This window comes from Siphonobacter sp. BAB-5385 (genome assembly GCF_002261125.1).
Taxonomy (GTDB): Bacteria; Bacteroidota; Bacteroidia; order Cytophagales; family Spirosomataceae; genus Siphonobacter.
The window spans coordinates 1-26,445 of the sequence record NZ_NMPS01000213.1; the positions used below are offsets into that span (position 1 = coordinate 1).

General features: G+C 48.8%; 16 protein-coding genes. 3 read left to right on the forward strand and 13 right to left on the reverse strand.

Annotated elements, in window-relative coordinates:
* Nucleotides 1-375 precede the first annotated feature (375 nt).
* The 10 genes from trpA to BWI93_RS21385 form a co-directional block, all read right to left on the reverse strand.
* Complete coding sequence (gene trpA / locus BWI93_RS21345; RefSeq protein WP_094815070.1) at nt 376-1,164, reverse strand: tryptophan synthase subunit alpha; 789 nt, start codon at nt 1,162-1,164, stop codon at nt 376-378.
* 27 nt (nt 1,165-1,191) lie between these two features.
* Nucleotides 1,192-2,391, reverse strand: coding sequence for a tryptophan synthase subunit beta (gene trpB / locus BWI93_RS21350; protein WP_094815282.1), 1,200 nt, complete (start codon nt 2,389-2,391; stop codon nt 1,192-1,194).
* Nucleotides 2,392-2,652: 261 nt separating this feature from the next.
* Entirely contained in the window at nt 2,653-4,467 is a 1,815-nt protein-coding gene (locus BWI93_RS21355) for a RagB/SusD family nutrient uptake outer membrane protein (protein ID WP_094815073.1), read from the reverse strand.
* 21 nt (nt 4,468-4,488) lie between these two features.
* On the reverse strand, nt 4,489-5,832 hold the full coding sequence (locus BWI93_RS29060; protein ID WP_255157986.1) for a TonB-dependent receptor: 1,344 nt from the start codon (nt 5,830-5,832) through the stop codon (nt 4,489-4,491).
* Nucleotides 5,832-7,931, reverse strand: coding sequence for a SusC/RagA family TonB-linked outer membrane protein (locus BWI93_RS29065; protein ID WP_255157987.1), 2,100 nt, complete (start codon nt 7,929-7,931; stop codon nt 5,832-5,834). The genes BWI93_RS29060 and BWI93_RS29065 overlap by 1 nt, the downstream gene beginning before the upstream one ends.
* Nucleotides 7,932-8,149: 218 nt before the next feature.
* Entirely contained in the window at nt 8,150-9,220 is a 1,071-nt protein-coding gene (locus tag BWI93_RS21365; RefSeq protein ID WP_094815075.1) for a FecR family protein, read from the reverse strand.
* A gap of 168 nt (nt 9,221-9,388) precedes the next feature.
* Nucleotides 9,389-10,003 (reverse strand): RNA polymerase sigma factor, encoded by a 615-nt coding sequence (locus tag BWI93_RS21370; RefSeq protein WP_094815077.1) that lies wholly within the window; start codon nt 10,001-10,003, stop codon nt 9,389-9,391.
* A gap of 166 nt (nt 10,004-10,169) precedes the next feature.
* Nucleotides 10,170-10,817 carry a phosphoribosylanthranilate isomerase gene (locus tag BWI93_RS21375; RefSeq protein ID WP_094815079.1) on the reverse strand — a complete coding sequence of 216 codons (648 nt, stop codon included), beginning with the start codon at nt 10,815-10,817 and terminating at the stop codon, nt 10,170-10,172.
* A gap of 49 nt (nt 10,818-10,866) precedes the next feature.
* Complete coding sequence (gene trpC / locus BWI93_RS21380; protein WP_094815081.1) at nt 10,867-11,667, reverse strand: indole-3-glycerol phosphate synthase TrpC; 801 nt, start codon at nt 11,665-11,667, stop codon at nt 10,867-10,869.
* A 24-nt stretch (nt 11,668-11,691) separates the two neighbouring features.
* Nucleotides 11,692-12,408 (reverse strand): RluA family pseudouridine synthase, encoded by a 717-nt coding sequence (locus tag BWI93_RS21385; protein WP_094815083.1) that lies wholly within the window; start codon nt 12,406-12,408, stop codon nt 11,692-11,694.
* Between the two features lie 148 nt (nt 12,409-12,556).
* Between BWI93_RS21385 and priA the strand changes: the two genes are divergently transcribed.
* The 3 genes from priA to BWI93_RS21400 all read left to right on the forward strand — a co-directional run bounded on the left by priA (nt 12,557) and on the right by BWI93_RS21400 (nt 16,631).
* Nucleotides 12,557-15,052 (forward strand): primosomal protein N', encoded by a 2,496-nt coding sequence (gene priA, locus BWI93_RS21390; RefSeq protein WP_094815085.1) that lies wholly within the window; start codon nt 12,557-12,559, stop codon nt 15,050-15,052.
* 54 nt (nt 15,053-15,106) lie between these two features.
* Entirely contained in the window at nt 15,107-16,282 is a 1,176-nt protein-coding gene (locus tag BWI93_RS21395; RefSeq protein ID WP_094815087.1) for a DUF1624 domain-containing protein, read from the forward strand.
* A 97-nt stretch (nt 16,283-16,379) separates the two neighbouring features.
* Nucleotides 16,380-16,631 (forward strand): hypothetical protein, encoded by a 252-nt coding sequence (locus BWI93_RS21400; protein WP_094815089.1) that lies wholly within the window; start codon nt 16,380-16,382, stop codon nt 16,629-16,631.
* A gap of 132 nt (nt 16,632-16,763) precedes the next feature.
* Here the strand turns inward: BWI93_RS21400 and rpoC are convergent, their stop codons facing one another.
* The 3 genes from rpoC to rpoB all read right to left on the reverse strand — a co-directional run bounded on the left by rpoC (nt 16,764) and on the right by rpoB (nt 26,294).
* The gene (rpoC, locus tag BWI93_RS21405; RefSeq protein ID WP_094815091.1) at nt 16,764-21,083 is read right to left on the reverse strand and encodes a DNA-directed RNA polymerase subunit beta'; all 4,320 of its coding nucleotides are present in this window, start codon (nt 21,081-21,083) and stop codon (nt 16,764-16,766) included.
* 178 nt (nt 21,084-21,261) lie between these two features.
* Nucleotides 21,262-22,359, reverse strand: coding sequence for an acyltransferase (locus BWI93_RS21410; RefSeq protein ID WP_094815093.1), 1,098 nt, complete (start codon nt 22,357-22,359; stop codon nt 21,262-21,264).
* A gap of 71 nt (nt 22,360-22,430) precedes the next feature.
* Complete coding sequence (rpoB, locus tag BWI93_RS21415) at nt 22,431-26,294, reverse strand: DNA-directed RNA polymerase subunit beta (RefSeq protein ID WP_094815095.1); 3,864 nt, start codon at nt 26,292-26,294, stop codon at nt 22,431-22,433.
* Between the last annotated feature and the right edge of the window lie 151 nt (nt 26,295-26,445).

Consider the following 26,445-nt stretch of genomic DNA (forward strand, 5'->3'; position numbering starts at 1 on the left):
AAAGATAAGACAAGAAAATCCCCCTTGTCAAGCATGAAGTCAAAGTTTTTTTGAAGCTATTTAACTAATTCCTGATTATCAGAATTTTAAGTCCAAAAAAAGTTGCAATATGATTCAAAAAACACCCATTCCCGACCCCTTTTGCTTCGGAATCTTTGTCAAAACATTCTTTGTGGATAGCTAGTTTCTACGGTTTGGGCTTTTACGAAAGGAGCGAATGTTCAGTGAACAGTCGCTCCTTTTAAGTTCTATTTAAGTTCTATAATCCTAATCTGGCTTCTGAATCAGGTGACTCAGGTCTTAAAAATCCTTTCGGTCCTTGAATTCGTTTACTAGATCCATTCTCTCTTCTATATATATAGTATTATCCTCTATCTATATAATAGTAACAGGACCTTTGATTCCCTGTACGAACGTTTGAATGGTACTGGGTAAGTCGCTGCTTTGACTAATGGCTTTGATAAAGGCACTTCCGATAATAGCTCCGTTAGCATTTTTGCTGGCCTGCTCGAAAGACTGATTATCGGAGATACCGAATCCGATCAGACGCGGATTTTTCAGGTTCAGGCTGGCAATGCGGTCGAAGTAGGCTTCCTGTTCGGCACTGATGCCCGTCTTGGCTCCGGTAATACTGGCCGACGATACCATATAAATAAAGCCCTGCGATACCTCATCGATATACTGGATTCGTTTTTCCGTGGTTTGCGGCGTAATCAGGAAGATGTTGAGCAGACCGTATTTTTCAAACGTAGGTTTGAATTCTTCTTCATAGACATCCGCCGGAATATCGGGTAGGATTAGCCCATCTACACCTACCTCCTGACACTTCTGGCAAAAGGCCTCCACACCGAACTGAAGTACAGGATTGATATAGCCCATCAATAATACAGGAACGTGGATCTCGTCCCGCATGCCTTCCAGCTGACTAAACAAGACTTTCAGCGACATGCCATTTTCCAGAGCCCGTTGATTGGAAGCCTGAATGGTTTCCCCATCCGCTACCGGATCTGAGTACGGCATTCCGATTTCAACTAAGTCGGCCCCTGCTTCCTGCAGATTCTTTAAAATGGTACGCGTATCGTTGAGCTGGGGGTAACCCGCCGTAAAATAGACATTGAGCAACTTTTGCGATTGCTGCTGAAAAAGTTGAGTAATGCGATTCATCGATTGCTTCGGTTTGATGGTTGGGGCTTACAGGTATTTCATATAGGTAGCTAAATCCTTATCACCGCGACCGGACAGATTCACTACGACTACTTCATCGGGCGAAGCATTCAGGGTTTTCAGGCACGCCAGAGCATGGGCGGATTCCAACGCCGGAATGATTCCCTCCAGTTTAGCCAGCTGAAAGCCGGACGCCAGGGCTTCTTCATCCGTAATGGCCTTGAAGATGCCGCGACCGCTCGTCGCCAGGTTGGCGTGCATGGGACCGATTCCCGGATAATCCAGACCCGCCGAAATCGAGAAGGGTTCTACGACCTGGCCATCTTCCGTTTGCATGAGGATACTGCGACTTCCGTGTAAAACACCGGGTTTCCCTAGGAAAGTAGTCGCTGCCGAATGGCCCGATTCCACGCCCTTACCCGCTGCCTCTGCCACTACTAATTTCACCGATGCATCGTTCAGGAAGTGATAGAAAGCACCTGCCGCATTGGAACCGCCGCCAACGCAGGCAATTACATAATCGGGCAACTCAGAACCCGTTTTTTCGGCGAGCTGATTGCGTACCTCTTCCGAGATGACCGACTGGAAGCGGGCTACCATATCCGGATACGGGTGCGGACCTACGACACTACCTATTATATAATGCGTATCGACGGGATTATTAATCCAGTGACGCATGGCTTCGTTGGTCGCATCTTTCAGCGTACGCGAACCGCTCGTGGCGGGTCGTACTTCCGCACCCAGCATTTTCATCCGGGCTACATTGGGAGCCTGCCGTTCGATGTCGATTTCGCCCATGTATACAATACATTCGATACCCATCAAAGCACAAACCGTCGCCGTTGCTACGCCGTGCTGACCAGCTCCGGTTTCGGCTACGATTTTGTTTTTACCCAAACGCTTTGCCAGCAGAATCTGACCGATGGTATTGTTGACTTTGTGAGCACCGGTATGACAGAGGTCTTCCCGCTTGAGATAGATTTTCGTGTTGTACACTTCCGAAAGACGTTCGGCAAAGTACAAGGGCGTTGGGCGACCGACGTAATCCCGTAACAGGTATTCAAATTCAGCCTGAAACGAAGGATCAGCCATGATCGTTAAATAGTTCTCCCGTAACTCTTCTACGTTCGGGTACAACATTTCAGGAATGAAGGCTCCACCGTAAGGTCCGTAATATCCCCGCTCGTTCACCTGAAAAGCACTGGTAACCTGGTCTGCAATTTTCATACGATTCGAATGCATTGGCTAATAAAAAACCCGCTGTTCGGCTGAACAGCGGGCGTGTATATAAGGACTAGTCCATGTACGCAAAAGAGGGCTGCTCAACCGAGATTTCTCAGCTGCCACCACCATGCTTTTGCGAATGAATTGTTCATGTTTCGTTTGAAATACATTGATAAGGCAAACTTAAAAGTTTTTTGTTTTCTACCCTATTACTTACTTCATAATTTTCATAGGAGTAGTTTAGAAATCCCATTCGCCGCCTTCCTATTCAATCTTCGTCAAAGCCGGAACGTTTTCCTCGTAACCCGAGTACCCTTTGTTCTGATTGATTCGTCCCTGTGTATTGGAGCGAATGGCGTTACGGGGAATCGGCCAGAGCACATGATATGGGCTCATGGTATAGCGATCGCCGTGGTTGGTTACGACGCCTTTGTTGTAAAACTCATTCTTCTCCATGATCCGATCGTAGAAAAAATTGTTTTCCGAAAAGTTCTCCAGATTGTACGTTTTCCCATTGTAGGCCGCCTTTCCGGTCAGGGCAAAGAGATACGCCATACGGGTTAGCTCCGTTTTACGACCTTCTTCGTAGTACAGCTCCCGAGCCCGCTCATCGAGAATAGTACCGATGTTGACATCCGCCGGAGCCATTTCTTTCGCTCCCGCCCGCGTCCGTACGGCATTCAGGTCCATTGCGGCACTAGCGAGATTCCCTTTCCAGTAATAGGCTTCGGCTCGCAACAGATACGTTTCGGCCAAGCGGAATACGTACCAATCCGAGTTACCGCCACGAGCGGGTTTGGTTTGCGGATCGGGCACGTATAGTTTATAATGCGGCCAGCCAAACCAACTCCGAATCGTGTCCGTACTCAGGCGTACGCCGGTGGCGTTGTAGAGTTGCAGGGGTTTTCCGTAATACGGATCGTTGTTTTTTTTCAGGTCTGGATGGTTGTACACCAGATCTTCCATCGTCATCCAGTTGCCCTTCACGTGGCGTAAGTCCTTGGGGTCCGTCCAGATGTTTTGCGTACTGTAGCGGGTACCCCGGCAACGGCCCAGGCCGCGACCGTAGATGGTCGATTGATCCAGTTCAATGTCGGCGGCGTCGCTGGTACCTTTCCGACCACTGGGCGTATTGATGGTATTGTACCACTGCGGTACGGTTTGCCGCATAATCTGCATACCGCCTTCAAAGTTTCCATCCATATTGATGCGGTCAATGACTAGCATCAGGGCTTCGCGGTTTTCGGCCAGTGATTTGTTTTCCGGACGGTGCAAATCCCAGATCACATTGCGGGAGACATTATTCCGGTCCACGCCAAAACGGTTTTTCATCAACGTGTACACGCCCCCGTCAATCACGTTACTAGCCGACTTGATGGCGTCGTCGAATTTGCCGAGAGCCAGATTTACTTTCGTCAGCAAATGACTGACCGCCCCTTTCGTTACTTCGCCCTTGTCCACATTATCAGGTACCCATTGCTCGGCAAACTCCAGGTCTTCTTTCATTTGCTGTAAGATGACCTCGCGTTTGGTGGAATAAAAATCCAGCTTGGGTTCGGTAATTTCTTTCAGGATTAACGGGACATCCCCGAATTGCTGAGTCAGTTTGTAGTACCGGTAGGCCCGGTGAAAGTAAGCCTTCCCAAGTACCGCATTGCGTTCCGCTTCCGAGGCATACTTGGCATCATCAATCCGGGAAATGACTACGTTGGCGTACTTTATGCCCTTAAATCCTTCATACCAGTACCAGCCAATCTTATTGTAATCCGTCGAATTCAGGTTCGCATCGGGCGTAATCATCAGGTTCAGGTCCTGAGCCGGACCTGATTTATCGGTCGTTCCTTCGATGGCTACTTCCGAAAATATGGTTTCCGTGATGATCGGGGCTCCGTCGCCGTACCATTCATACCGCATGTTCCGAAGGCAAGCCACCAGGGCTCCTTCCATGCCATTGGCATCGATGAACGTGTTTTCGGGAGCGTAAAAAGAGAGCGGTTTGGGGGTTAGCCAGTCTTTGGCACACCCACTACCCAGGGCCAGCAAAGCCGCCAGCAATACGCCATTGGTATATTTTTTCATACGTGTTTCGTCTAAAGGCTTTTACAAAGTCAGATTTAATCCCAGCGTATAGGTTCGTGGGGTAGGTCCGGTGATGGCGTTGTTATCCGAATCCCGTAAGCCGTTTTCCGGATCCCAGTAATTCCATTCGGGAGCGTAGAATCCTACGTTTCGAACCGAGAAATAAGCCCGTACCCGTTGCATATTCACTTTCTGAATCAGTGCTTTCGGGAGGTTGTAGGACATGGAAATATTGTCCAGTCGAACGAATGACTTCTTGCGGTAGACGCTGAAGTTGGCACTTCCATTGCTGGAGGCCAGCCGGGCGTAGTCGTTGGTAGGGTTCTCCGCGGTCCAGTACGGAAACACGTACGAAGACGTTCGATCGGCTAAGCCCTGGTTTTTCGCCAGATTGTACGAACTCACGTGTCCCCAGTACGAGTACATCATAAAGGAGATGTCGAAGTTTTTGAACAGCGTAAATTCATTACGTAAGGTCCAGCGGAAGCGGGGTGCCGTATACCCCAGGAACTGACGGTCGGCATCGGTGTATTTATAATCGCCGTTGACATCCTGTACTTTGAAATCGCCGGGTCGTACGCCGTACTTCGCTGCTTCCTCGGATTCGTAGGTTTGCCAGACGCCAACCACTTTCTGATCCCAGACGCGGTCCAGAGCCTGGCCAATAAACCAGCGGTTCGAAATATCATCGGCCTCCCGCTGCCCGGTTATATTGCCGTTCGCATCCGTTACGTTGATTTTATCGCCGTAGAGATGTACTACCTTGTTGCGGTTGAGCGAGAAGTTGACACTAGCCCGCCAGGAGAAATTTTGCTGCTGAAGAATACGACCGTTCAGGTTCACTTCCATCCCTTTGTTCTGTACTTCACCCAGGTTATCCCAGACGTAACTAAAACCCAGAATATCGGGCAGCGTCCGTTGCACCAGCAAATCTTGCGTAGACATGCGGTACATTTCCAGCGAACCGTCCAGCTTTCCGTTGAAGAGCGAGAAATCCAGACCAAAGTTATAGGCTGTGGTTTTTTCCCATTTCAGGTTTTTGTTGTTCATCCGGTTTACGTAGAGCTGGGATACCTGATACACCGTTCCGTCGTTGCGAACCATGAGGTATTTCCCCGTCGTCAGATCGGAAAGGGCGACGTACCGACCAATATCCCGGTTCCCGTTGATTCCCCAGGACAGTCGCAGCTTCCCATAATTGAGCCAGGAGCTTTTGGCGAAATTTTCATCGCTAAATACCCAGCCGCCCGCAATCGAAGGGAACCAGGCCCGTGGATTGGCCTGTCCGAACGCCGAATAGCCATCCCGGCGTACGGATAAAGTCAACAGGTATTTTTGCTTGAGCGAATAGAAGAGCCGTCCCATCAGGCGTCGGCGGTGCTATACTCGTCATTACTACTCACGATGGGGTTAATACCCGCCTCCACGCGGTGATAGCCCAGGTTATCGCTGGGTTCAAAACCATTATTGCGGATACTGTTGTTCCAGCTCTGAAATTTCTCCGCGTTGATCAGCATCGTCACATCGAAGTTGTGGATGTCGGCAACCGTTTTATTCCACTTGAACAAGTTATCAACCTGCCAGTTGTACACCATATTCTGCTCCCGCGAAGCCCGTCCGCCCACATTAGCCCATTCGGGGTGTTTGGACGATTCGTGGTTGAAGTTCCGGTACCACTCAAACCGGGGCGTGAAATTGACCTGATACGTAATTCCCAGCGGCAAGGTCACCTTAGCAAACAGCGTAGAGATCAGCGTATTGTATTTGCGAAGCCGATCGGTGTATTTCATGGACAGAAAGGGGTGGCGACTACCGCCGCCGGGATCGTCCTGCGGGCTCCAGCGGTAATTGCCCTGAGCGTCATATTCGGAACCGTAGGGCGAGGCTTTGGTAATCTGCGTCCAGTCGGCGGCTACCTGACTTTCATCGCGGTCGGAGAACTGGGCGTTGATCCCGGCAGAAAGGAAGGAAGCGATTTTACCCTCTAAATTGAAACGGGAACGAATGGTCGAAAACTTATCGCCGGTGATGATCCCTTCGTTGTTGAGATACCCCAACGAATAGTAGTACGAAATGTCGTTTTTCTTTCCGGAAATGCTGACGTTGTAATCCTGCCGCCGGGCCGCCTGGAATACTTTATCGTACCAGTTGACCGACCGTCCGGCCTTGTAGTTTTCAATCTCAATCGGTTGAAATTTCAGGCGGTTCAGCCAGACGTCCGTTGGGTTACCCGTTGATCCGTCGTAACCCAGCCATTGCTGTAAAGGCACGTCCGAAGGCAGGTTATCCGGATTGGAAAACTGGTACGGCTTGGCATTTACGTTCTGACTTCTCAGCACATCTTCCCGCCAGCGTACGTAGCCTTCCGGACCGTACACGGGCTGATTGCGAGCAACTGTACTGATGCCCACATTTCCATCTACACTGATGGTCGGCTTTTCACTTTTGCCCCGTTTGGTCGTTATCAGAATAACGCCGCTGGCCGCTTTTGCTCCGAATACGGCGGCCGAACTGGCATCTTTCAGTACGTCGAGGGTTTCAATGTCATTCGGGTTGATGTCCGACAGGGCTCCGTAATAAATGACGCCATCGACGACTAACAAGGGCGAAGAACTGGCATTAAGCGAAGTCCGGCCGCGTACCTGTAAATCACCTCCACCCTTCGCCGAAGCATCGTACCCTACGTTCAAACCGGCCGCATTGCCCCGGAGCATGTCCTGTACGGTATTCGGATTTTCGTTTTCAATCTGAGCCGCCTTGATTTGGGATACAGCCCCGGTTAGATCCCGCTTTTGCTGGGTTCCGTAACCGATGACCACTACTTCCGTAAGGGCCTGCGTCGTTTCCTTGATCGTAAAATCGACTACGGATCGGCTGCCGACTTCCACTTCTCCACCCTGATACCCAATGGACGAAAACACCAGAACAGCACCCGATTCGGGTACGGAAAGCTTGTATTGCCCTTTGCTATCGGTCGTCGTACCGCGGTTCCGATCTTTGATCTGAACGTTTACGCCGGGAATGGCCTGCCCTTTCTCATCAACGACGGTACCGCTGATGATCCGATCTTTCGGGGCTACGTCAACCAGCTCTTCCGTGGTGTTGACCCGCCGGAGAATCACCTGATGATCGATCAGTTCGTAGGTAAGATTATTCGGACGCAGCAATCGTTCGAGTACCGTCAGCAAAACTTCTTCGTTGGCATTCAGAGAAATAAGTCGATTGGCCTGAATGAGCTGGGGACTGTACATGAACCGTATACCGGCCGTCTGTTCAATCTTTTCGAGTGCTTTTTCCATATTCAGATTGGAAACATGCACGGTAATCTTCTGATTAAGTACTTCCTGGGCACGGCCATCTTTCGCCAGCGAAAGCGTAGCAAAAACGGTGGCCAGAATGAATTGTGGTAGAGCGATTCGCATGATTTTCAGCAGAATCCGACAGGAATGTCTACGTTTTACCATAAATTTGAACGGGTTTGTTGGTTCTCCAGAATTAGCAAATACAATCCCTTCCATCCGTTCCAGCGGATGTTCCGGTCGACCGAAAAAATGAAGGGGAAAAGACCATCGGCGAATGTTCCAGCATTCGCCGATTTTTTGGTCAGGCAAGCAGCACTACTTCATAGATCAAGCAAGAGGTTTAGCGTATATAGGTTTAGAGATTAAGCAGAAAAGTTTCTTCAACGACAGCCCTGGCCTTTCACGGTAATCAGACTATCGGTCAGGGTATAACTAGCTTCTACGGTACGGCAGATTAAATTCATTTTTTCTGAAAGCGGCTCATCCCCGAGCAAAGCCGTTAGTTGGCAGTTACCCAGTGTTTCTTTATCGTAGCGAATGGTAACGCCGTAGGCCTTTTCCAAGGTGGCAAACACCTCCGATAAGGGCGTTCGCTTGAAATCAAAATTCAGTTTCTGAATGGGCAAGGGTAAATACTCGGGCGTTTGAACATTCGTAAACTTTAGTTGATCGGATTGATACGTCAATTGCTGATTGGGTGTCAGTATTAGGCCGGTTAGCTCCGTACTCGCCTGGGCGGCTTCTTTATCCCGATCCGGGAACAAGGCTACGCGGCCTGTTTTTACAATCACCGTCACATTGCGGTTTCGAGCAATGATGTTGAAACTCGTCCCAAGTACCTTGGCTACCAGTCCCTGTGCGTATACAAAAAAGGGTTGCTTCGGGTTTTTAGCGACTTCAAAGAAAGCCTCCCCTTCCAGTATAACTTCCCGGCGGGCCGGATCAAACGATTTAGGTACCCGAATCCGGCTCTGGGATTGTAGAAGTACGGTACTGCCATCGTCGAGCGAAAGTAATAAGGGCCTTGATCCGGTATTTTCCTTTTCCCAGAAAGGAACCTCCTCGAACCGTTGACTGACCAGCGATACCGTTTCTTCTCGTCCATATTGATAAAACAGCCAGCCTGCCACCCCTAAACCCAGCACCAGTACCGCCGCTACCCTGGAGACTATACGCGGCCAGTTGATCAAGCGACGCGGCGTACGCTGTCGAGCGGTTTCGACTAATCGATTCATTTCTTCGTCCACCTCTTCTTCCGCCACGTCTTCATACGCTTCGTGCAACGAAAGAATCCAGTTACGGGCTTGCGTCATGGCCGCCTGCTGCTGGGGGTGCGTGGCATAATACGTTTCCCAGAAGGCTTGCTCTTCCGGCTGGGCCTTCTTCAGTATCCACTGCTGAAAGGAATAATCCTGGGCAAACGCGTTTGCTCCGTATGAAGAATAATCCATAGTTGAGGCGTTACTGTATGAAACAGTACCTTCTCTCCTAGTTCTACTGATGTTTTTGTAAAAATTTTATAAAAAATAGTGAAATGCCCGCAAAGTCTTCACGGACGCTCCATTAGTCCTCGGTAAAAACCCGGTCTGTTAGGAAGAAGAGCTACTAGTTGGCAGCTGTCAATCCGCTGACAAAAGCTGGTACAGGGCCAGAAAGAAGAGATTAGACTCGGGTATCCAGGAAGTCTTTAATTGTTTGAGAGCCGAATGCAGCAGATTATAAACCGACTGCGGATTGATTTTCATGACCTCCGTAATTTCCTCCGCACTCAAGCCTTCGTAAAAGCGTAGAAAAATAATTTCCTGCTGACGGGGCGATAATTGAGCCAATGCTACTTTAAGCCGATCCTGATTTTCCTGGGAAATCTCCCACTGAATCGTCTGACTTTCGGGCGTCAGCCAGTCGGGTACATCCTGGCTTTCCACAGATTCAGCCTCCAGGAGCCATTTATCCTGCCGAAGTTTTCGCAGTAAATTATTACGAAGGGCTTTCAGTAAGTAAATGGTCACGAAGGGTGATTCGCGGAGGCCTTCCCGTCGGCTCCATAATTCTAAGAATAAATCCTGAATCCCATCTTTGATGAATTCCCGGTCTTTTGTAAACTGAAGACCATAGTTAAAAAGTAGCCTGAAGTGCGAACGTGCCAACACCCCTAATGCCTCGGCATCCCCGGTTTTAAAACGTAGCCAAAGCTCGTTCTGCTCCTGTTCAGATAATTCCACTTTCTTTTTCATGGGTAGAGCCGGGTAGTAATAGCCGATGGGTAGCTAATGCAGTTGCTAAAAAGACATTAAATATAACTATTTCACCTACGAATTGTACGAAACATTTTGACTTTTCACAAAAAACCGCCTTCCCGAATATACGAAAAGGCGGTTTTCTAGTAATGACTAATCACGCTTATGCTTCAATCGCTTCCACTTTCAGTCGTTCGATGAATGCCCGCAGTGCTTCGATATTTTTAATACCGGGCTGCGTCTCGAATTTGCTATTGACATCAACGGCGTGAATCCGGAGGTTACTACGTTCTTTCAGTTCCAGAATCGTTTCGGCATCTTCCAGGCCAATACCGCCCGACAGGAAAAAAGGCTTTTCGTTATCGTATCGCTCCAGCAAACGCCAATCGAAGGAAAGACCGGTGCCTCCATACTCGGCCGCTTTGGTATCGAATAAAAAGTAATCACAAACGGGTTTATAATTGTTCAGTTGTGTAAAATTGAATGTCTCATCTACCCGAAAAGCTTTAATAATGTTAATCCCTTTAAATTGAAGACTCCGGCAAAAATCCGGTGTTTCCTCACCGTGTAACTGCACAAAATCCAATCCGTATTTTTTCACCGTACGCAGAATCTGATCGATACTGGCGTTGACAAATACACCCACTTTTCGACTGGACTTCGGCAGATCTTTGACCACCTCGGCGTCAAGCGTCTCTCCCATAAAACGGGGCGACTTTTCGTAAAAAATGAACCCTACGTAATCCGGTTGTAACTCGAGTACGTCCCGAAGGTTTTCCTCATCTTTCATTCCGCATACTTTAATTCGCATAGGTGTCTCGGATTTATAGGTTCAACAAAGGGGAAAAACTGTAAGTACGCTATAAGGTTACGTATTGCAAGCCTCCCACCAAGTCAGCGAGAGCATTTCCGGGAACGGGCGTTTTCATGAAGTTTTCTCCAATCAAAAAGCCCCGGTATCCGGCTGCGTATAACTGATGAATCGTCTCCACACTGCTCAGGCCGCTTTCTGACACTTTAACAAACTCATGGGGGATTTGTTCAACCAGTTGCAGCGAGGTATCAACTGAAACCTGGAACGTTTTCAGATCCCGGTTATTGACGCCCACCAGGTTCAGATGCGGGTTCAGGCTGCGTTCGAGTTCTTCCTGATCGTGTACTTCCAGCAGTACTTCCAGATTCAGGGATTGAGCAAACTGTCCTAAGTGCTTGATTTCTTCGGGACTGAGGCAGGCGGCAATCAACAGAATAACGTCGGCACCCCAGGCTTTGGCTTCCAGAATCTGGTACTCATCCACGATGAAATCCTTGCGTAGGATCGGCGTTTTAGGGTTCGATTTACGGGCCAGCTTTAAATCGTCAGCATCTCCGCCGAAAAACTCTTCGTCCGTCAATACCGATAATCCCGCGGCTCCGGCCTGAGCGTAGGCCAGGGTCACTTCTTCTACCTGTACCCGATCGTTGATCGTACCTTTCGAGGGTGATTTACGTTTAAACTCGGCGATGATTCCCGTGGAGTTTTCTTTCCGTAACTGACCGCTCAGCGAATTTCCGGTACGGCTAAAAGCGGGAAACAACTCCAGTTCGCGGGCTGCAATGTTGGCTTTGGCCTGGGAAATTTCTTTTCGTTTGTGCAGAACGATCTTTTCAAGAATATTCATAGGGGTAGATACGGTACTGACTGGTTATCCGTGAAAAATAGCTTCGTTTACTTCTTCATCAAATTCCAGGAATTCTTCCCAGAACGAATTTTGGGGTACGGCCGCTTTGCAGATAATCGGTTCATTCTTGATGGGATGAATGAAGTACAGGCGGCGAGCGTGCAGGTTAATACTGGCATCGGGGTTCGGCCGGGGGTACCCGTATTTCAGGTCCCCGCGAATGGGGCAACCCATGGAAGCCAATTGTACGCGAATCTGATGCGGACGACCCGTAACCGGATTCACTTCCAGTAAAAAGTGGTGGTTCATCTCGCCAATCAGCTTGTACGTTAGCTCGGCTTTCTGCGAACCGGGCCGTTCGTAATCATACGCCGTTACAACGTTTCGGGCTTCGTCTTTTACGAGCCAGTGCGTTAGTTTACCGCTTTTCTGCTCGGGGCGTTTGCCCACTACCGCCCAGTAGGTTTTCTGAATATCCCGACGACGGAAGAGTTCGTTCATCCGTTCGAGTCCTTTCGAGGTACGGGCAAACACGACCAGACCACTCACTGGGCGGTCCAGACGGTGTACCGTGCCCAGAAATACGGCTCCGGGTTTATTGTATTTTACGCTGATGTAGTCTTTAACGTAATCGGAAAGAGTCTTGTCACCCGTTTGATCCCCCTGCACCAACACGCCGGCGGCTTTGTTGACGATAATCAGGTGGTTGTCTTCGTAGACGACATTAAATGGTTTTGCCATGGAGTGTACTTGGGAAAAGAACAAAGTTACACATTCTCAGGTAGAAATGATACGATATGCGACGAATGGCCGAAGCGGTTTTCGCGGAGCGGGAATTAAAATTCGGCAATCCGCATGCCTCCACCGGCATTCGTCTTAACTTGGTAGTATGAATCAACTCGATTTTCAGGAAGAAGTCACCCAGTTCGCCGACGTCATTCTGCCGATTCCTGTCCCCCGCTTATTTACGTACCGCGTTCCCCGCGAATTTGCCGGACAAATTCAGATTGGTGCCCGCGTCATTGTTCAGTTTGGTAAAACGAAAATTGTTACCGCCCTGGTTGCCCGGGTGCATACGCAGCCGCCCAAACAGTATCAGGCTAAATATATTCTGGAAGTACTCGACGAAACGCCGCTGGTCACCCGCTGGCAGCTGGAATTATTCAGCTGGATTTCAGAGTACTACATGTGCCACATTGGCGAAGTGATGAACGTAGCTTTGCCTTCGGGATTGAAGATTTCCAGCCAGTCGAAAGTACAGTATAACCCGGATTTCGAACACCCGGATTTACTGACGCCCCGGGAGAAGGAAATCGTGGAGGAAATCAAGGCCAAGCAATCGCTGACCTACGATGAACTCGCTCGCTTTGCCGATGTTAAAAACGTGTATCACCTCATCAAGTCACTGATTGGCAAACGGGCCATCATTGTCTTTGAAGAAGTACGCGAAAAATATTCGCCCAAGGTCGTTCGCAAAATCCGGCTGACGTCGTTTTACGCCGATCCGGAAAACCTGAAAGCACTCATTGGGCAACTCGAAAAGTCACCCAAACAACTGGATATTCTGCTGGAATACCTCCGCTACGTACCGGCCTTACGCGAGCCGGAAAAGAATACGGAGGGTACCCCTAAATCCACGTTTTCCCGGAACGATGAACTTTCGGATTCTTCCCTGGAAACCTTACTCAAAAAGGGCATTTTTGAAAGTTTTGATGTGGTCGTCAGTCGCTTTGCGGAGGATACCGGAACAATCGCCACCATGCCTACGCTGTCCGAGCCGCAACAACGGGCGGTACAGGAGGTAACGCAGGCTTTTCAGGAAAAAGATACGGTGTTGCTGCACGGCGTTACGGGAGCGGGAAAAACGGAAGTATACATTCACCTGATCGAACAGGCTTTGGAGAGTGGTTCTCAGGTGCTATATCTGTTGCCCGAAATTGCGTTGACCACGCAGATTGTCATTCGACTGAAGAAAATTTTTGGAGAACGAGTGGGGATTTACCACTCCAAATTTTCGGATAATGAACGCGTGGAAGTTTGGAAAGGCGTACTTTCCGGGCGTTTTCAGTTTGTCATTGGTGTTCGTTCGGCCATTTTCCTTCCCTTCGACAGCCTGGGTCTGATCATTGTGGACGAAGAACACGAAGCCAGCTACAAACAGTACGATCCCGCTCCCCGCTACCACGCCCGCGATTCGGCCCTGGTTATTGCCCGAATGCAGGGAGCTAAAGTACTGCTGGGCTCGGCCACGCCTTCCATCGAAAGCTTTTACCACGCCCAGCAGGGCCGGTACGGACTGGTACAGTTGAAGGAACGGTTTGGCAATGCGGCTCTGCCCGCCATTGAACTCATTGACATCAGACAGGCCCGCAAAAACCGGGAAATGAAAGGTGATTTTTCGGGTGAATTATTACGTCAACTGGAACAAAACCTGGAGAAAAAAGAGCAGACCATTCTGTTTCAGAACCGACGCGGCTATTCGCCTTACCTGACCTGCGACGATTGCAGTTGGATTTCTAAATGCGATAACTGCGATGTAAGCCTGACGTACCACCAACGCGACGGCGAACTTCGCTGCCACTACTGCGGCCATAAAGAACACTTGCCCCGTACCTGTCCGGCTTGCGGCAGTACAAAAATCCGGACGCAGGGCTTTGGTACTGAAAAGCTGGAAGAAGATTTACAGTTGCATTTCCCGGTAGCCCGTATTCAACGCATGGATTTGGATACGACGCGTTCGAAAACGGCTTTTCAACAAATGATTACCGATTTTGAGCAAGGTGAAACCGATATGCTGGTAGGTACGCAGATGGTTTCGAAGGGTCTGGATTTCGATAAGGTTAGTCTGGTCGCCATTTTTGACGCGGACCGGATGATCAATTTCCCTGATTTTCGCTCTACCGAACGTTCATTTCAGCTGCTTACTCAGGTATCCGGACGAGCTGGACGACGTAAAGAACGAACCGGGCGAGTACTCATCCAAACCAACAATACCCAGCATCCCATCCTGGCCAAGATCATTCACAACGATTACGAAGGTTTTTACGCCGAAGAAATTGAGGAACGGCAGGCTTACGGCTATCCGCCCTTTACCCGCATTATTCGGCTAACCACTCGCCATCTCGAACAGCAAACGGCTCAGGCCGCAGCTCAGAAACTGGCAGCCTTGTTACTGCAAAAAGTAGGTACTGACCGGGTGAAAGGTCCGGAATCACCGCTGGTTGAGCGAATTCGGAATCAGTTTCTGTTCGACGTACTGCTAAAGTTCGAGCGAAATCTGAATTTGAAAGCCATTAAGGAATTTGTAAAAGAAACGATTGAGGAGGTTATAACGACGAAGGAGTTTAAAGGGATTAGTATTGTCATTGATGTAGACCCCGTGTAAGGGATGTACCTTGACAATCAGGATTATACTGAATAGTTACTTGACCGTCTACCTATGTCAGCCTTACCTTTATCCCGCGTTCGTATCGAAAGCATTGATGTGGTTCGGGGCCTGATCATGATACTCATGGCCCTGGATCATACGCGGGAATATTTGCATGTTAATGCCTTTTTTTCCAACCCACTGGATTTAAATCAGCCTTCTTATTTTCTATACTTTACCCGCTGGGTTACGCATTTCTGTGCTCCCAATTTCATCCTGCTGGCTGGACTATCCGCCTACCTTTCCGGACAGAAGAAAACGCGGGCTCAGCAACGCTGGTTTTTATTTAGTCGCGGGCTGTGGTTAATTTTTCTGGAACTGACGGTTATTACCTTCGGACTCTGGTTCGATGTGAAGTTTTCGTTTCTCACGTTACAGGTGATTTGGGCTACGGGCATGGGGTTTATCCTCCTGAGTGCCCTTCTGGGCTTGCCGCTTTGGGCAATAGCGGGCCTGGGGATAGGCATTGTTGGAGGGCATAACGCACTCGACGGCTTAACTTTCCCCAAAGGTTCTACTGTGGAAGCCGTTCTTTTTCTGCTGCACCAACCGGGGCCTATTCCCCTATCGTCGGAACGACTCATTCTGAATCTGTATCCATTTCTGGCCTGGGTCGGCATTATGCTTTGCGGGTATGCGTTGGGGAGCTGGTATCGAAGAGACGTTTCCGCGACAGAACGTCAAAAAAAGCTGTTGTATCTGGGTTTCGGATTGGTTTTGAGCTTCATTCTACTACGTATGGTGAATACCTATGGCGACCCCGCTCCCTGGCAGCCGCAGACCTCGCCGAGTGTTACCTTGCTTTCGTTTCTTAATACGACCAAGTATCCGCCTTCGCTGCTGTACGCACTCATGACGACAGGGCCGGCTTTATTATTACTGGCTTTTCTGGAGCGAAAACCTCGCTGGAGCTGGATGAGCATTTACGGCAAAGTGCCGCTTTTTTATTACCTCATCCACTTTTATATTCTTCATTCGCTCGCCATTCTGGTGCATCTGTACCAGGGAATACCCTGGGCGAAGATTAACTTTCAGAATGGCACCGCAGGTATTGAACCGAATATTGGACTTTCGTTAGCAGGCGTATATCTGGTTTGGCTGGGCGTGGTTGCTTTTTTCTATCCCCTCTGTAAGCGTTACGCCGCATTTAAGCAACGGCAAACGCAAGCGATCTGGAGTTATTTGTAACTCATAATCCCGCCTCGATTGCCTCATTCCTACTGGGGAAAAGCGTACTTTGGAACGACCTTTTTACGGATGAGGGCTCAACCAACCACGAAAAACCATGAGCCGTCATTCAGCGAATACGAAAGATCCTAATGTAGAATCAGTGCCAACGGCTGAGTTGCCCGAAGGAACGCCCGAATTAACGGAAGTAGAGCGTACGGGTGAAATGCCGATTGTAGATACTGTTGCCGATGGAGAAGGCGATGCCACCCACGAAACCAAAGCATCTACGCTGGAAAAGCAAAAAGTAGATGAGATTCTGGATGAAGAGGAAGCCCGCGAACGGGAAAAACATACCAAGAAAAAATAGTTGTTTGTTGTTTGTACGAATATTTTTTACTTAAGATTTCTGTTAACTTGACTAACAACAATTGACAATCAAAAACTAAAAAACCCCGACTGGTCAGACCAATCGGGGTTTTTAGTTTATCGATTATTCAGCTTACGCCAGTTCTTTCCGCTTGCGGGAAGACGTCTTGGTTTCGGTGAATTTTTCGCCTTCTTCGGGATTCGTTACTAACAGATCCTGGTAGCGACGTACACCCGTACCGGCCGGGATGAGGTGACCTACGATCACGTTCTCTTTCAGACCTTCGAGTCGGTCGGCCTTCGCCCGTACGGCTGCTTCGGAAAGTACTTTCGTCGTTTCCTGGAACGAAGCCGCAGAGATGAAGGATTCCGTACCCAAAGACGCCTGCGTGATACCCATCAACGTCGGACGGGATACGGCTGGCATGGCATCGCGAACGAGTACCAGAGCTTTATCCTGACGTTTCAGTGAGGAGTTTTCATCGCGTAGCTGACGAGCCGTGATGATCTGACCAACTTTTACGTTAGCTGAATCACCCGCGTCGATAACTACTTTACGATCCAGGATCGCATCATTTTCGCTACGGAACGTCCACTTATCTACACCCTGGTTTTCCAGGAAGTTCGTGTCACCAGAGTCGATAATCTCCACTTTCTGCATCATCTGACGAACGATACATTCAATGTGCTTATCGTTGATTTTTACCCCTTGCAGACGGTATACTTCCTGAATCTCATTCACCAGATACTCCTGAACGGCGGTCGGTCCTTTGATGGACAGAATGTCGGCCGGAGTAATGGCTCCATCGGAAAGCGGCAGACCCGCCTTGATGAAGTCATTGTTCTGAACGAGAATGTGCTTCGAGGTAGATACGAGGTATTTTTTCTCGGTTTCATCCTTACCACGGACGAAGATTTCGCGGTTACCGCGTTTTACGGCTCCCAGCGTTACTACGCCGTCGATTTCAGAAACAACCGCCGGGTTCGACGGGTTACGAGCTTCGAACAATTCCGTTACCCGGGGCAGACCACCCGTAATGTCACGGGTTTTACCTACCGAACGAGGAATCTTGGCCAGGATGTGACCTGGTTTGATTTCTGCTCCAACCTCTGCCGCCAGACGAGCACCTACGGGCATGTTATACCCACGTGAGCCATCTTCGGAATCATTTTTCACCCAAACCGTCGGGTTTTTCGTACGGTCACGGCTTTCTACGATTACCTTCTCTTTAAAGCCCGTCGTTTCATCGAATTCTTCTTTGAACGTCAGACCATCTTCGATGGCTTCGTATTCTACCTTACCACTGATTTCACTCAGGATGACGGCGTTATACGGATCCCAGGCACAAAGCTCCTGACCTTTCGTTACCGTTTCGCCATCCTTCACGCTCAGGTATGCACCGTAAGGTACGTTATTGGCGATCAATACCTGACCCGCATACGTCGTTCCGGGAGCTCCAACGATTTGAAGTTCGCCTGAGCGGCCCATTACTACCAGGGTATCTTCGCCCGTCGGACGTTGCGTTTCCAGCGTCCGCAATTCTTCGAATCGTACGATACCGTCGAACTTGGCCCGGATGCTGGCATCCAAAGCAATGTTTTGAGCAGTACCCCCTACGTGGAACGTACGAAGCGTCAGCTGCGTACCGGGTTCCCCAATGGATTGCGAAGCAATAACCCCAACGGCTTCACCAATGTTGACCAGACGGCCCGTTGCCAGGTTGCGTCCGTAACACTTGGCACAAACACCATTACGGGTTTCGCAAGTCAGTACCGAACGAATTTCCACACTTTCGATGCTCGTTTCGTCGATATGCTTGGCTTTATCTTCATCGATGAGTTCACCCGCTTGCACAATGGTTTCACCCGTCAACGGATCGACTACATCATACGTAGTTACCCGACCGAGAATACGTTCCGACAGCGGTTCAACGACGTCATCATTTTCTTTCAATGCTGAAATCGTAATACCCCGCAGCGTCTCGCAATCCTCTTCGTTGATAACCACATCCTGAGCTACGTCATGGAGACGACGGGTCAGGTAACCAGCATCGGCCGTTTTCAAAGCCGTATCCGCCAGACCTTTCCGTGCACCGTGCGTAGAGATGAAGTACTCCAGTACGTCCAGACCTTCTTTAAAGTTTGAACGGATCGGGTTTTCGATGATTTCCCCAACCGAACCCTGTAAGTTCTTCTGAGGTTTTGCCATCAGACCCCGCATACCACCCAACTGACGAATCTGCTCGCGAGAACCACGGGCACCGGAGTGCATCATCATATAGATGGAGTTAAATCCACCCTGATCGGTCTCGAGTTGCTTCATCAGCGTATCGGTGATTTTCGAGTTCACCCGCGTCCAGATATCGATGATCTGGTTGTAACGCTCGTTATCCGTGATCAGACCCATGTAGTAGTTATCCCACACGCCCTGAACTTCACCTTCCGCACCAACGAGTAATTCGTCTTTTACTTCCGGGATTTTAATATCATTCAGACCGATCGACAGACCACCTTTGAATGCCATCCGGAAACCTAATTCCTTGATGTCATCCAGGAACTGAGCCGTACGGGCTACACCAGCAATCTTGAAGACGTGTGAAATGATTTGTTGCAGTTTTTTCTTCGTCAACAACTCATTCAGGTAACCTACTTCTTCAGGAACTGCCTGGTTAAAGAGTACACGACCCGCTACGGTTTCAATGATTTTGGTTTCGAACGTACCATCTTCATTACGAACCCGTACCTTACACTTGATATTGGCGTGTTTCGAAATGCGTCCTTCGTTCACGGCGATGATTACTTCTTCCGCACCGTAGAACGTCATGCCTTCGCCAGCGATTGGATACTCTGGCGTATGCACACGGCCTTTAGTTACGTAGTACAGACCAAGAACCATGTCTTGAGAAGGTACCGTAATCGGAGCACCGTTAGCCGGGTTCAGAATATTGTGCGAAGCCAGCATTAACAGAGAGGCTTCCAGAACGGCTTCATGTCCCAGAGGAACGTGAACGGCCATCTGGTCACCGTCAAAGTCAGCGTTGAATGCCGTACAAACCAGCGGGTGCAGCTGAATCGCTTTACCTTCGATCAGCTTGGGCTGGAAGGCCTGAATACCTAAACGGTGCAGCGTTGGAGCACGGTTCAACAGTACCGGGTGACCTTTCAGTACGTTTTCCAGAATGTCCCAAACAACGGGGTCTTTCCGGTCTACGATTTTCTTCGCTGATTTTACCGTTTTCACGATACCACGCTCAATCAGTTTCCGGATGATAAACGGCTTGAATAACTCAGCCGCCATATCTTTAGGAAGACCGCATTCGTGCAGTTTCAGCTCAGGACCTACTACGATTACCGAACGACCGGAGTAATCCACCCGCTTACCTAACAAGTTCTGACGGAAACGACCCTGCTTCCCTTTCAGCATGTCTGAAAGTGATTTCAGAGCACGATTACCTTCGGAACGAACGGCGTTTACTTTCCGTGAGTTATCGAAGAGCGAATCCACGGCTTCCTGTAACATCCGTTTTTCATTCCGGAGAATTACTTCGGGAGCCTTGATCTCGATCAGACGCTTCAGACGGTTGTTACGAATGATTACCCGACGGTATAAGTCGTTCAAATCAGACGTAGCAAAACGACCTCCGTCCAGAGGGACGAGCGGACGCAGTTCAGGAGGAATTACCGGAACCATACGGATTACCATCCACTCGGGACGGTTTTCGATACGGGTCTTCGCGTCACGAAGGGCTTCTACTACCTTCAGACGTTTCAGGGCTTCCTGTTTCCGTTGTTGTGACGTATCGTTAGCAGCGGAGTGACGCAGTTCGTATGAAAGCTCATCCAACTGGATACGTGACAGTAACATTTCCAGGGCTTCGGCACCCATTTTCGCGATAAACTTGTTCGCGTCGGTGTCGGGCAGCAACTGGTTTTCGCGGGGCAGCTTGTCAATGATATCCAGGTATTCGTCTTCCGTTAAGAAGTCAAGCGTCTGGACGCCATCTTCGGCTTTAGCACCCGGTTGAACGACCACGTACCGTTCGTAGTAAATAATTTGGTCGAGCTTCTTGGAAGAGATACCGAGCAGGTAGCCAATTTTGTTAGGCAAGCTGCGGAAGTACCAGATGTGAGCAACGGGAACCACCAGTTCGATGTGACCCATCCGCTCGCGACGTACTTTCTTCTCGGTTACTTCCACTCCGCAACGGTCGCAGATGATGCCTTTGTAGCGAATCCGCTTGTATTTGCCACAGTGACACTCCCAGTCTTTTACGGGACCGAAGATCCGCTCGCAGAACAAACCACCCATTTCGGGTTTGTAAGTCCGGTAGTTGATCGTTTCGGGCTGGGTCACTTCACCGAACGAATTCTCGAGAATCGATTCGGGAGACGCCAAACTAATAGTGATCTTCGAGAAGTCGCTATTTAGTTTTTTGTTTTTCTTTAATGACATTTTCAAATATGGTTTTGGAATGAAAATGATGCTGTATTAGGCTTTTCAAAGGAATCAATCAGCCTTTAACCATCGGGATCAGAAAGCGGTTTTACCAACTTTCAAATCGCTAGGGATATCCCTTATTCCAATGCTATTTTACTGGTAACGTGAACCGACTGCTTTAGATTTCAAACGATTACATTTTAAAGTACTTCTTTAAATCCGTAAATCGTTTTTCGAACAGGTACCAGGATAAACTGGCTAGTACCAGTAAGAAAATAAAGCAAAACGTAACGTAAACACTCTGACTACTGGTAATGAGTTGCGTAATTCTGGCTGGCGTGTAAGTCAAAAACTTGGGAACAAATACACTGGGAATAAGCATGTGAAACACGTAGAGTCCGTAACTTATTTTACCAATGTAAATCAACACTTCACTGTTTAAGATCCGGCCGAATATTCCTTTAAATTCCAGACAAGCCCCGCTAACCAAATACATCGAAATAGCCGCAATTGAAAAACGTTTAAATACCAGCACGAACCAGGAGCCTGAATCCAAGGCCAGACAGGCCGCAAACAGTACCAGACCAATGGCTAACGTCCAGTTATTCTTTTTTCGAATTGCTTCATGCGAATCACTACTATTCGTGAACAAGTAGGCAAACAAGGCTCCAATTCCGAAAGCATCTAAGCAGTACACGGTTGCCAATCCGTCCTGACCACTTCCGGATAAAGCCAACAGCACTCTTGATCCCAGCCCAATACCGATAGCTGCCAGTATGAAATAGGGCTGTCGTTTGGCCGGAGACAGCAACAACATCAGCGGCCAGAAAATATAAAACTGTTCTTCCACGGATAAACTCCAGAAGGGCGACAGTAAGTCCGACCAGTTTCCGGTGGAGTCCAGGTAATGATTGTATAAATAGAAAAAGTAATACAGCGGCTGTTTAAAAAGGTCCGTTTCAATCGTGATATGGGCAAACTTGCGTAAGGCAAAAACGCCGAATAAGATCCCGTAATACAGGGGGAAAATTCGTAACGCTCTCCGCACAAAGAAGTTCTTGTACTCAGTTTTGAAACTTCGTTCATTCCGCTCTATCCGGTTTCTCGCCATCATCAAAATACGAGAAACCAAAAAACCGCTAATTACAAAAAATAGAGTAACTCCAATGGTGCCGTTCGGTAATGCATTAATCCAACTATCTTTCGAAAACCAGTGAAAAACAATTACTGATAATACTGCGTAGGCTCGTAGGGAATCTATTTGTTTGAAATACCCGGTTTTTAATTCCATTTATTGGGGTAATTATCACGAGAAGAATGAATCAGGGAAGAAGCTTCTTCCCTGACTAATTCCGCATTTTATTAATCGAGTGTGATCTCTAAAGCCAGACCACGTAATTCGTGAATCAATACATTGAATGATTCCGGAATGTTCGGCTTGGGCAGATTTTCACCTTTCACGATAGCTTCGTACGCTTTCGCACGACCCTGCACGTCATCCGACTTCACGGTCAGGATTTCCTGCAGAATGTGCGAGGCTCCGAAGGCTTCAAGTGCCCATACCTCCATCTCTCCAAAACGCTGACCCCCAAACTGAGCTTTACCACCCAGCGGCTGTTGCGTAATGAGCGAGTAAGGTCCAATCGAACGGGCGTGCATCTTGTCATCAACTAAGTGACCCAGCTTCAGCATGTACATCAGACCTACCGTTACGGGTTGATCGAAACGATCCCCTGATAAACCATCGTAGAGGTACGTACGACCGAACGGAGGCAGACCTGCCGCGTTCAATTCCGTTACTACTTCTTCTTCGGTAGCACCATCGAAGATCGGCGTTGCGTATTTCTTACCCAGCTTTAAACCAGCCCAGGCTAATACGGTTTCGTAGATCTGACCGATGTTCATCCGTGAAGGTACCCCTAGTGGGTTGAGGACGATGTTAACGGGCGTACCATCTTCGAGGAACGGCATATCTTCTTCACGTACAATCCGGGCTACTACCCCTTTGTTACCGTGACGACCAGCCATTTTATCCCCTACCTTCAGCTTACGCTTCTTGGCGATGTATACTTTCGCTAACTGTACGATACCGGCAGGTAATTCATCGCCTACTTCCAGAGCGAAACGTTCCCGTTTGAAGTGACCCGCTACTTCACTACGATTCTTGATGTAGTTTTTCACCAGGGTTACCAGCAATTCATTGAGGTGAGCGTCATCCGTCCAGCCGTTCAGGTCAAGATCCGTCAGCATGTTCACCTCTTCAGGAACGGCATAGTTACTTTCGTCACGGTACGGGTTCTTCTCAGGGAACAAGTACGTTTCGATGTTCGCACGCGTGAAACGAGTCGTTTTCGGCATTACTTCTTCACCGAATTTGTGTTTCACCCCTTGTGAAGCTTTACCTTCCAGCAACGTAGCCAGCTTGTCAATCATCGTGTCCTTGATTTTATTCAGGTCACGGCTGTACTGCTTCATCAGTACTTTGAGGTCCGCTTTCGCTTTCTCGCGTACTTCTTTCTCTTTGCTTGGACGTTTGAAGAGCTTCGTATCAATAACTACCCCTTTGAGTGATGGGGGTGCTTTTTTGGAAGCATCCTTCACGTCACCAGCTTTGTCACCAAAGATGGCACGGAGCAGTTTTTCTTCCGGAGTCGGATCGGTTTCTCCTTTGGGCGTAATCTTACCGATCAGGATGTCACCTTCTTTTACTTCAGAACCGATGCGGATGATACCCGTTTCATCGAGGTTTTTCACCATGTCTTCGGATACGTTCGGAATTTCAGAAGTCAATTCTTCTTCACCCCGTTTGGTATCACGAACTTCCAGGTCAAACTCTTCGATGTGGATCGACGTAAATACGTCATCACGAACGATTTTCTCCGAGATTACAATAGCATCCTCAAAGTTGTATCCTTGCCAGGGCATGAAAGCCACCAACAGGTTACGACCCAGAGCTAGTTCACCTTGTTGCGTAGCGTAACCTTCCGTCAGGATTTGACCTTTCACTACCCGCTCGCCTTTGAATACAATCGGCTTGAGGTTGATACAGGTATCCTGGTTGGTCCGGCGGAATTTCACCAGATTATAGGTACGTACTTCGCTGTCGAAGCTCACCAGTTTCTCTTCATCCGTCAGGTCGTAGCGAACCACTACTTTCGTAGCATCCACGAACTCGATCACCCCGTCGCCTTCTGCTGCCACCATGGCACGTGAATCTTCAGCTACACGAGCTTCCAGACCCGTACCTACGATAGGAGCTTCCGGACGCAACAGCGGTACCGCCTGACGTTGCATGTTCGATCCCATCAAAGCCCGGTTGGCATCATCGTGCTCCAGGAACGGAATCAACGAGGCAGCTACCGATACAATCTGGTTCGAAGCAATATCCATTAACTGCGTTTCAGCAGGGGCTGCCATCGGGAAGTCACCTTCGAAACGCGTTTTAATCTTGTCAACTTTGAAGTTACCCTTGTCGTCAATCGCGGCATTCGCCTGAGCGATGTACTGGCCATCTTCTTCTTCAGCCGTCAGGAAACGTAACTCGTCCGTTACTTTTCCGTCCTTGATCACCCGATACGGCGTTTCAATAAAGCCCATCGAGTTGATTTTCGCGTGCACGCACAACGAAGAAATCAGACCAATGTTCGGACCTTCCGGAGTCTCGATGGTACACAAACGACCGTAGTGCGTATAGTGAACGTCACGAACCTCGAAACCGGCACGCTCGCGAGACAGACCACCAGGTCCCAGAGCTGACATCCGACGCTTGTGCGTGATTTCAGCCAGCGGGTTGGTCTGGTCCATGAACTGAGACAGCTGGTTGGTACCGAAGAACGAGTTGATGACCGAAGACAGCGTACGAGCGTTGATCAAGTCAACGGGTTTGAAATCTTCGTTATCACGTACGTTCATCCGCTCCTTGATGGTACGAGCCATCCGGGAGAGACCGACACCAAACTGAGCGTATAACTGCTCCCCTACGGTACGTACCCGACGGTTTGACAAGTGGTCAATATCATCGACTACCGCTTTGGAGTTGATCAGTCCGATCAGATACTTCACGATGGATACGATATCTTCGGTCGTCAGGACCTTCGTATCCATAGAGATGTCCAGTTGCAGCTTCTTGTTGATCCGGTACCGACCTACGTCACCTAAATCGTAACGTTTATCGGAGAAGAACAGGCTTTGGATAATATCCCGGGCCGTTTGTTCATCCGGAGCTTCCGTATTCCGTAACTGCCGATAAATCTGCTCAACGGCTTCTTTTTCGGAGTTCGCAGAATCTTTCTGCAAGGTGTTATAAATGATGTTGTAATCGGCGATGTTCATATCTTCCTTGTGCAGGATGATCGATTTTACGCCGCTTTCCAAGATCATGTCTACGTCTTCAGCCGATACCACGGAATCCCGTTCCATCAGGATTTCGTTCCGGTCAATCGACATTACCTCTCCTGTATCTTCATCTACGAAATCTTCCTGCCAGGTACGCAACACACGAGCGGCCAGCTTACGACCCAACGCTCTTTTCAGAGCAGCAGGCGTAGCGGGAAGTTCTTCTGATAAGCCGAAGAGGTCAAGAATTTCTTTATCAGAACCGAAACCAATCGCCCGTAACAGCGTCGTAACCGGGAATTTCTTCTTCCGGTCAATGTACGCGTACATGACGTTATTGATGTCGGTTGAGAATTCTATCCAGGATCCTTTGAAAGGAATAATCCGGGCTGAATACAGTTTAGAACCGTTCGTGTGCTTGCTCATCGAGAAGAACACACCCGGTGAACGGTGTAATTGTGATACGATAACCCGCTCGGCTCCATTGATTACAAAGGAACCACGCTCGGTCATGTAAGGAATATTTCCTAAGAAAACTTCCTGTTCAATCGTTTCGAAATCTTCGTTGTCCGGATCTTCACTCCGTAAACGCAGCTTCGCCTTCAGGGGCAATGCATACGTTAAACCCCGGTCGATACTTTCATCAACGGAGTATTTAGGAGGATCAATCGAGAAGTCAACGAATTCGAGAATGTAATTTTCCCGTGAATCAGTAATCGGGAAGTTTTCAGCAAAAACTTTGAAAAGTCCTTCGTTTTTGCGGCGATCCGCCGGAGTTTCCAATTGGAAAAACTCCTTGAAAGACTTGACCTGCAGGTCCAGAAAGTCAGGATAATCGATGACGGCCTGGATGCGGGCAAAGTTGTGTCTGGAAGTTTTGTTTGTTGCCAAGGCACTACGGTTTTAAAGTCCGAATCTGACTATTTGTTACTGAATAAAGAGCGATCGCTGCTTTATTCTCAAATAAGTACCTCGTAGTTGACAGAATTACTTCCCTTTGCGATTCCCCTACGAATGGAATCGTGTTTCAGCAGTAATTCTC

Excerpts from the sequence above, each read along its gene's own strand:
- trpA (WP_094815070.1), bottom strand. The coding sequence starts at position 1,164 with ATGAATCGCATTACTCAACTTTTTCAGCAGCAATCGCAAAAGTTGCTC.
- trpB (WP_094815282.1), bottom strand. The coding sequence starts at position 2,391 with ATGAAAATTGCAGACCAGGTTACCAGTGCTTTTCAGGTGAACGAGCGG.
- BWI93_RS21355 (WP_094815073.1), bottom strand. The coding sequence starts at position 4,467 with ATGAAAAAATATACCAATGGCGTATTGCTGGCGGCTTTGCTGGCCCTG.
- BWI93_RS29060 (WP_255157986.1), bottom strand. The coding sequence starts at position 5,832 with ATGGGACGGCTCTTCTATTCGCTCAAGCAAAAATACCTGTTGACTTTA.
- BWI93_RS29065 (WP_255157987.1), bottom strand. The coding sequence starts at position 7,931 with ATGGTAAAACGTAGACATTCCTGTCGGATTCTGCTGAAAATCATGCGA.
- BWI93_RS21365 (WP_094815075.1), bottom strand. The coding sequence starts at position 9,220 with ATGGATTATTCTTCATACGGAGCAAACGCGTTTGCCCAGGATTATTCC.
- BWI93_RS21370 (WP_094815077.1), bottom strand. The coding sequence starts at position 10,003 with ATGAAAAAGAAAGTGGAATTATCTGAACAGGAGCAGAACGAGCTTTGG.
- BWI93_RS21375 (WP_094815079.1), bottom strand. The coding sequence starts at position 10,817 with ATGCGAATTAAAGTATGCGGAATGAAAGATGAGGAAAACCTTCGGGAC.
- trpC (WP_094815081.1), bottom strand. The coding sequence starts at position 11,667 with ATGAATATTCTTGAAAAGATCGTTCTGCACAAACGAAAAGAAATTTCC.
- BWI93_RS21385 (WP_094815083.1), bottom strand. The coding sequence starts at position 12,408 with ATGGCAAAACCATTTAATGTCGTCTACGAAGACAACCACCTGATTATC.
- priA (WP_094815085.1), top strand. The coding sequence starts at position 12,557 with ATGAATCAACTCGATTTTCAGGAAGAAGTCACCCAGTTCGCCGACGTC.
- BWI93_RS21395 (WP_094815087.1), top strand. The coding sequence starts at position 15,107 with ATGTCAGCCTTACCTTTATCCCGCGTTCGTATCGAAAGCATTGATGTG.
- BWI93_RS21400 (WP_094815089.1), top strand. The coding sequence starts at position 16,380 with ATGAGCCGTCATTCAGCGAATACGAAAGATCCTAATGTAGAATCAGTG.
- rpoC (WP_094815091.1), bottom strand. The coding sequence starts at position 21,083 with ATGTCATTAAAGAAAAACAAAAAACTAAATAGCGACTTCTCGAAGATC.
- BWI93_RS21410 (WP_094815093.1), bottom strand. The coding sequence starts at position 22,359 with ATGGAATTAAAAACCGGGTATTTCAAACAAATAGATTCCCTACGAGCC.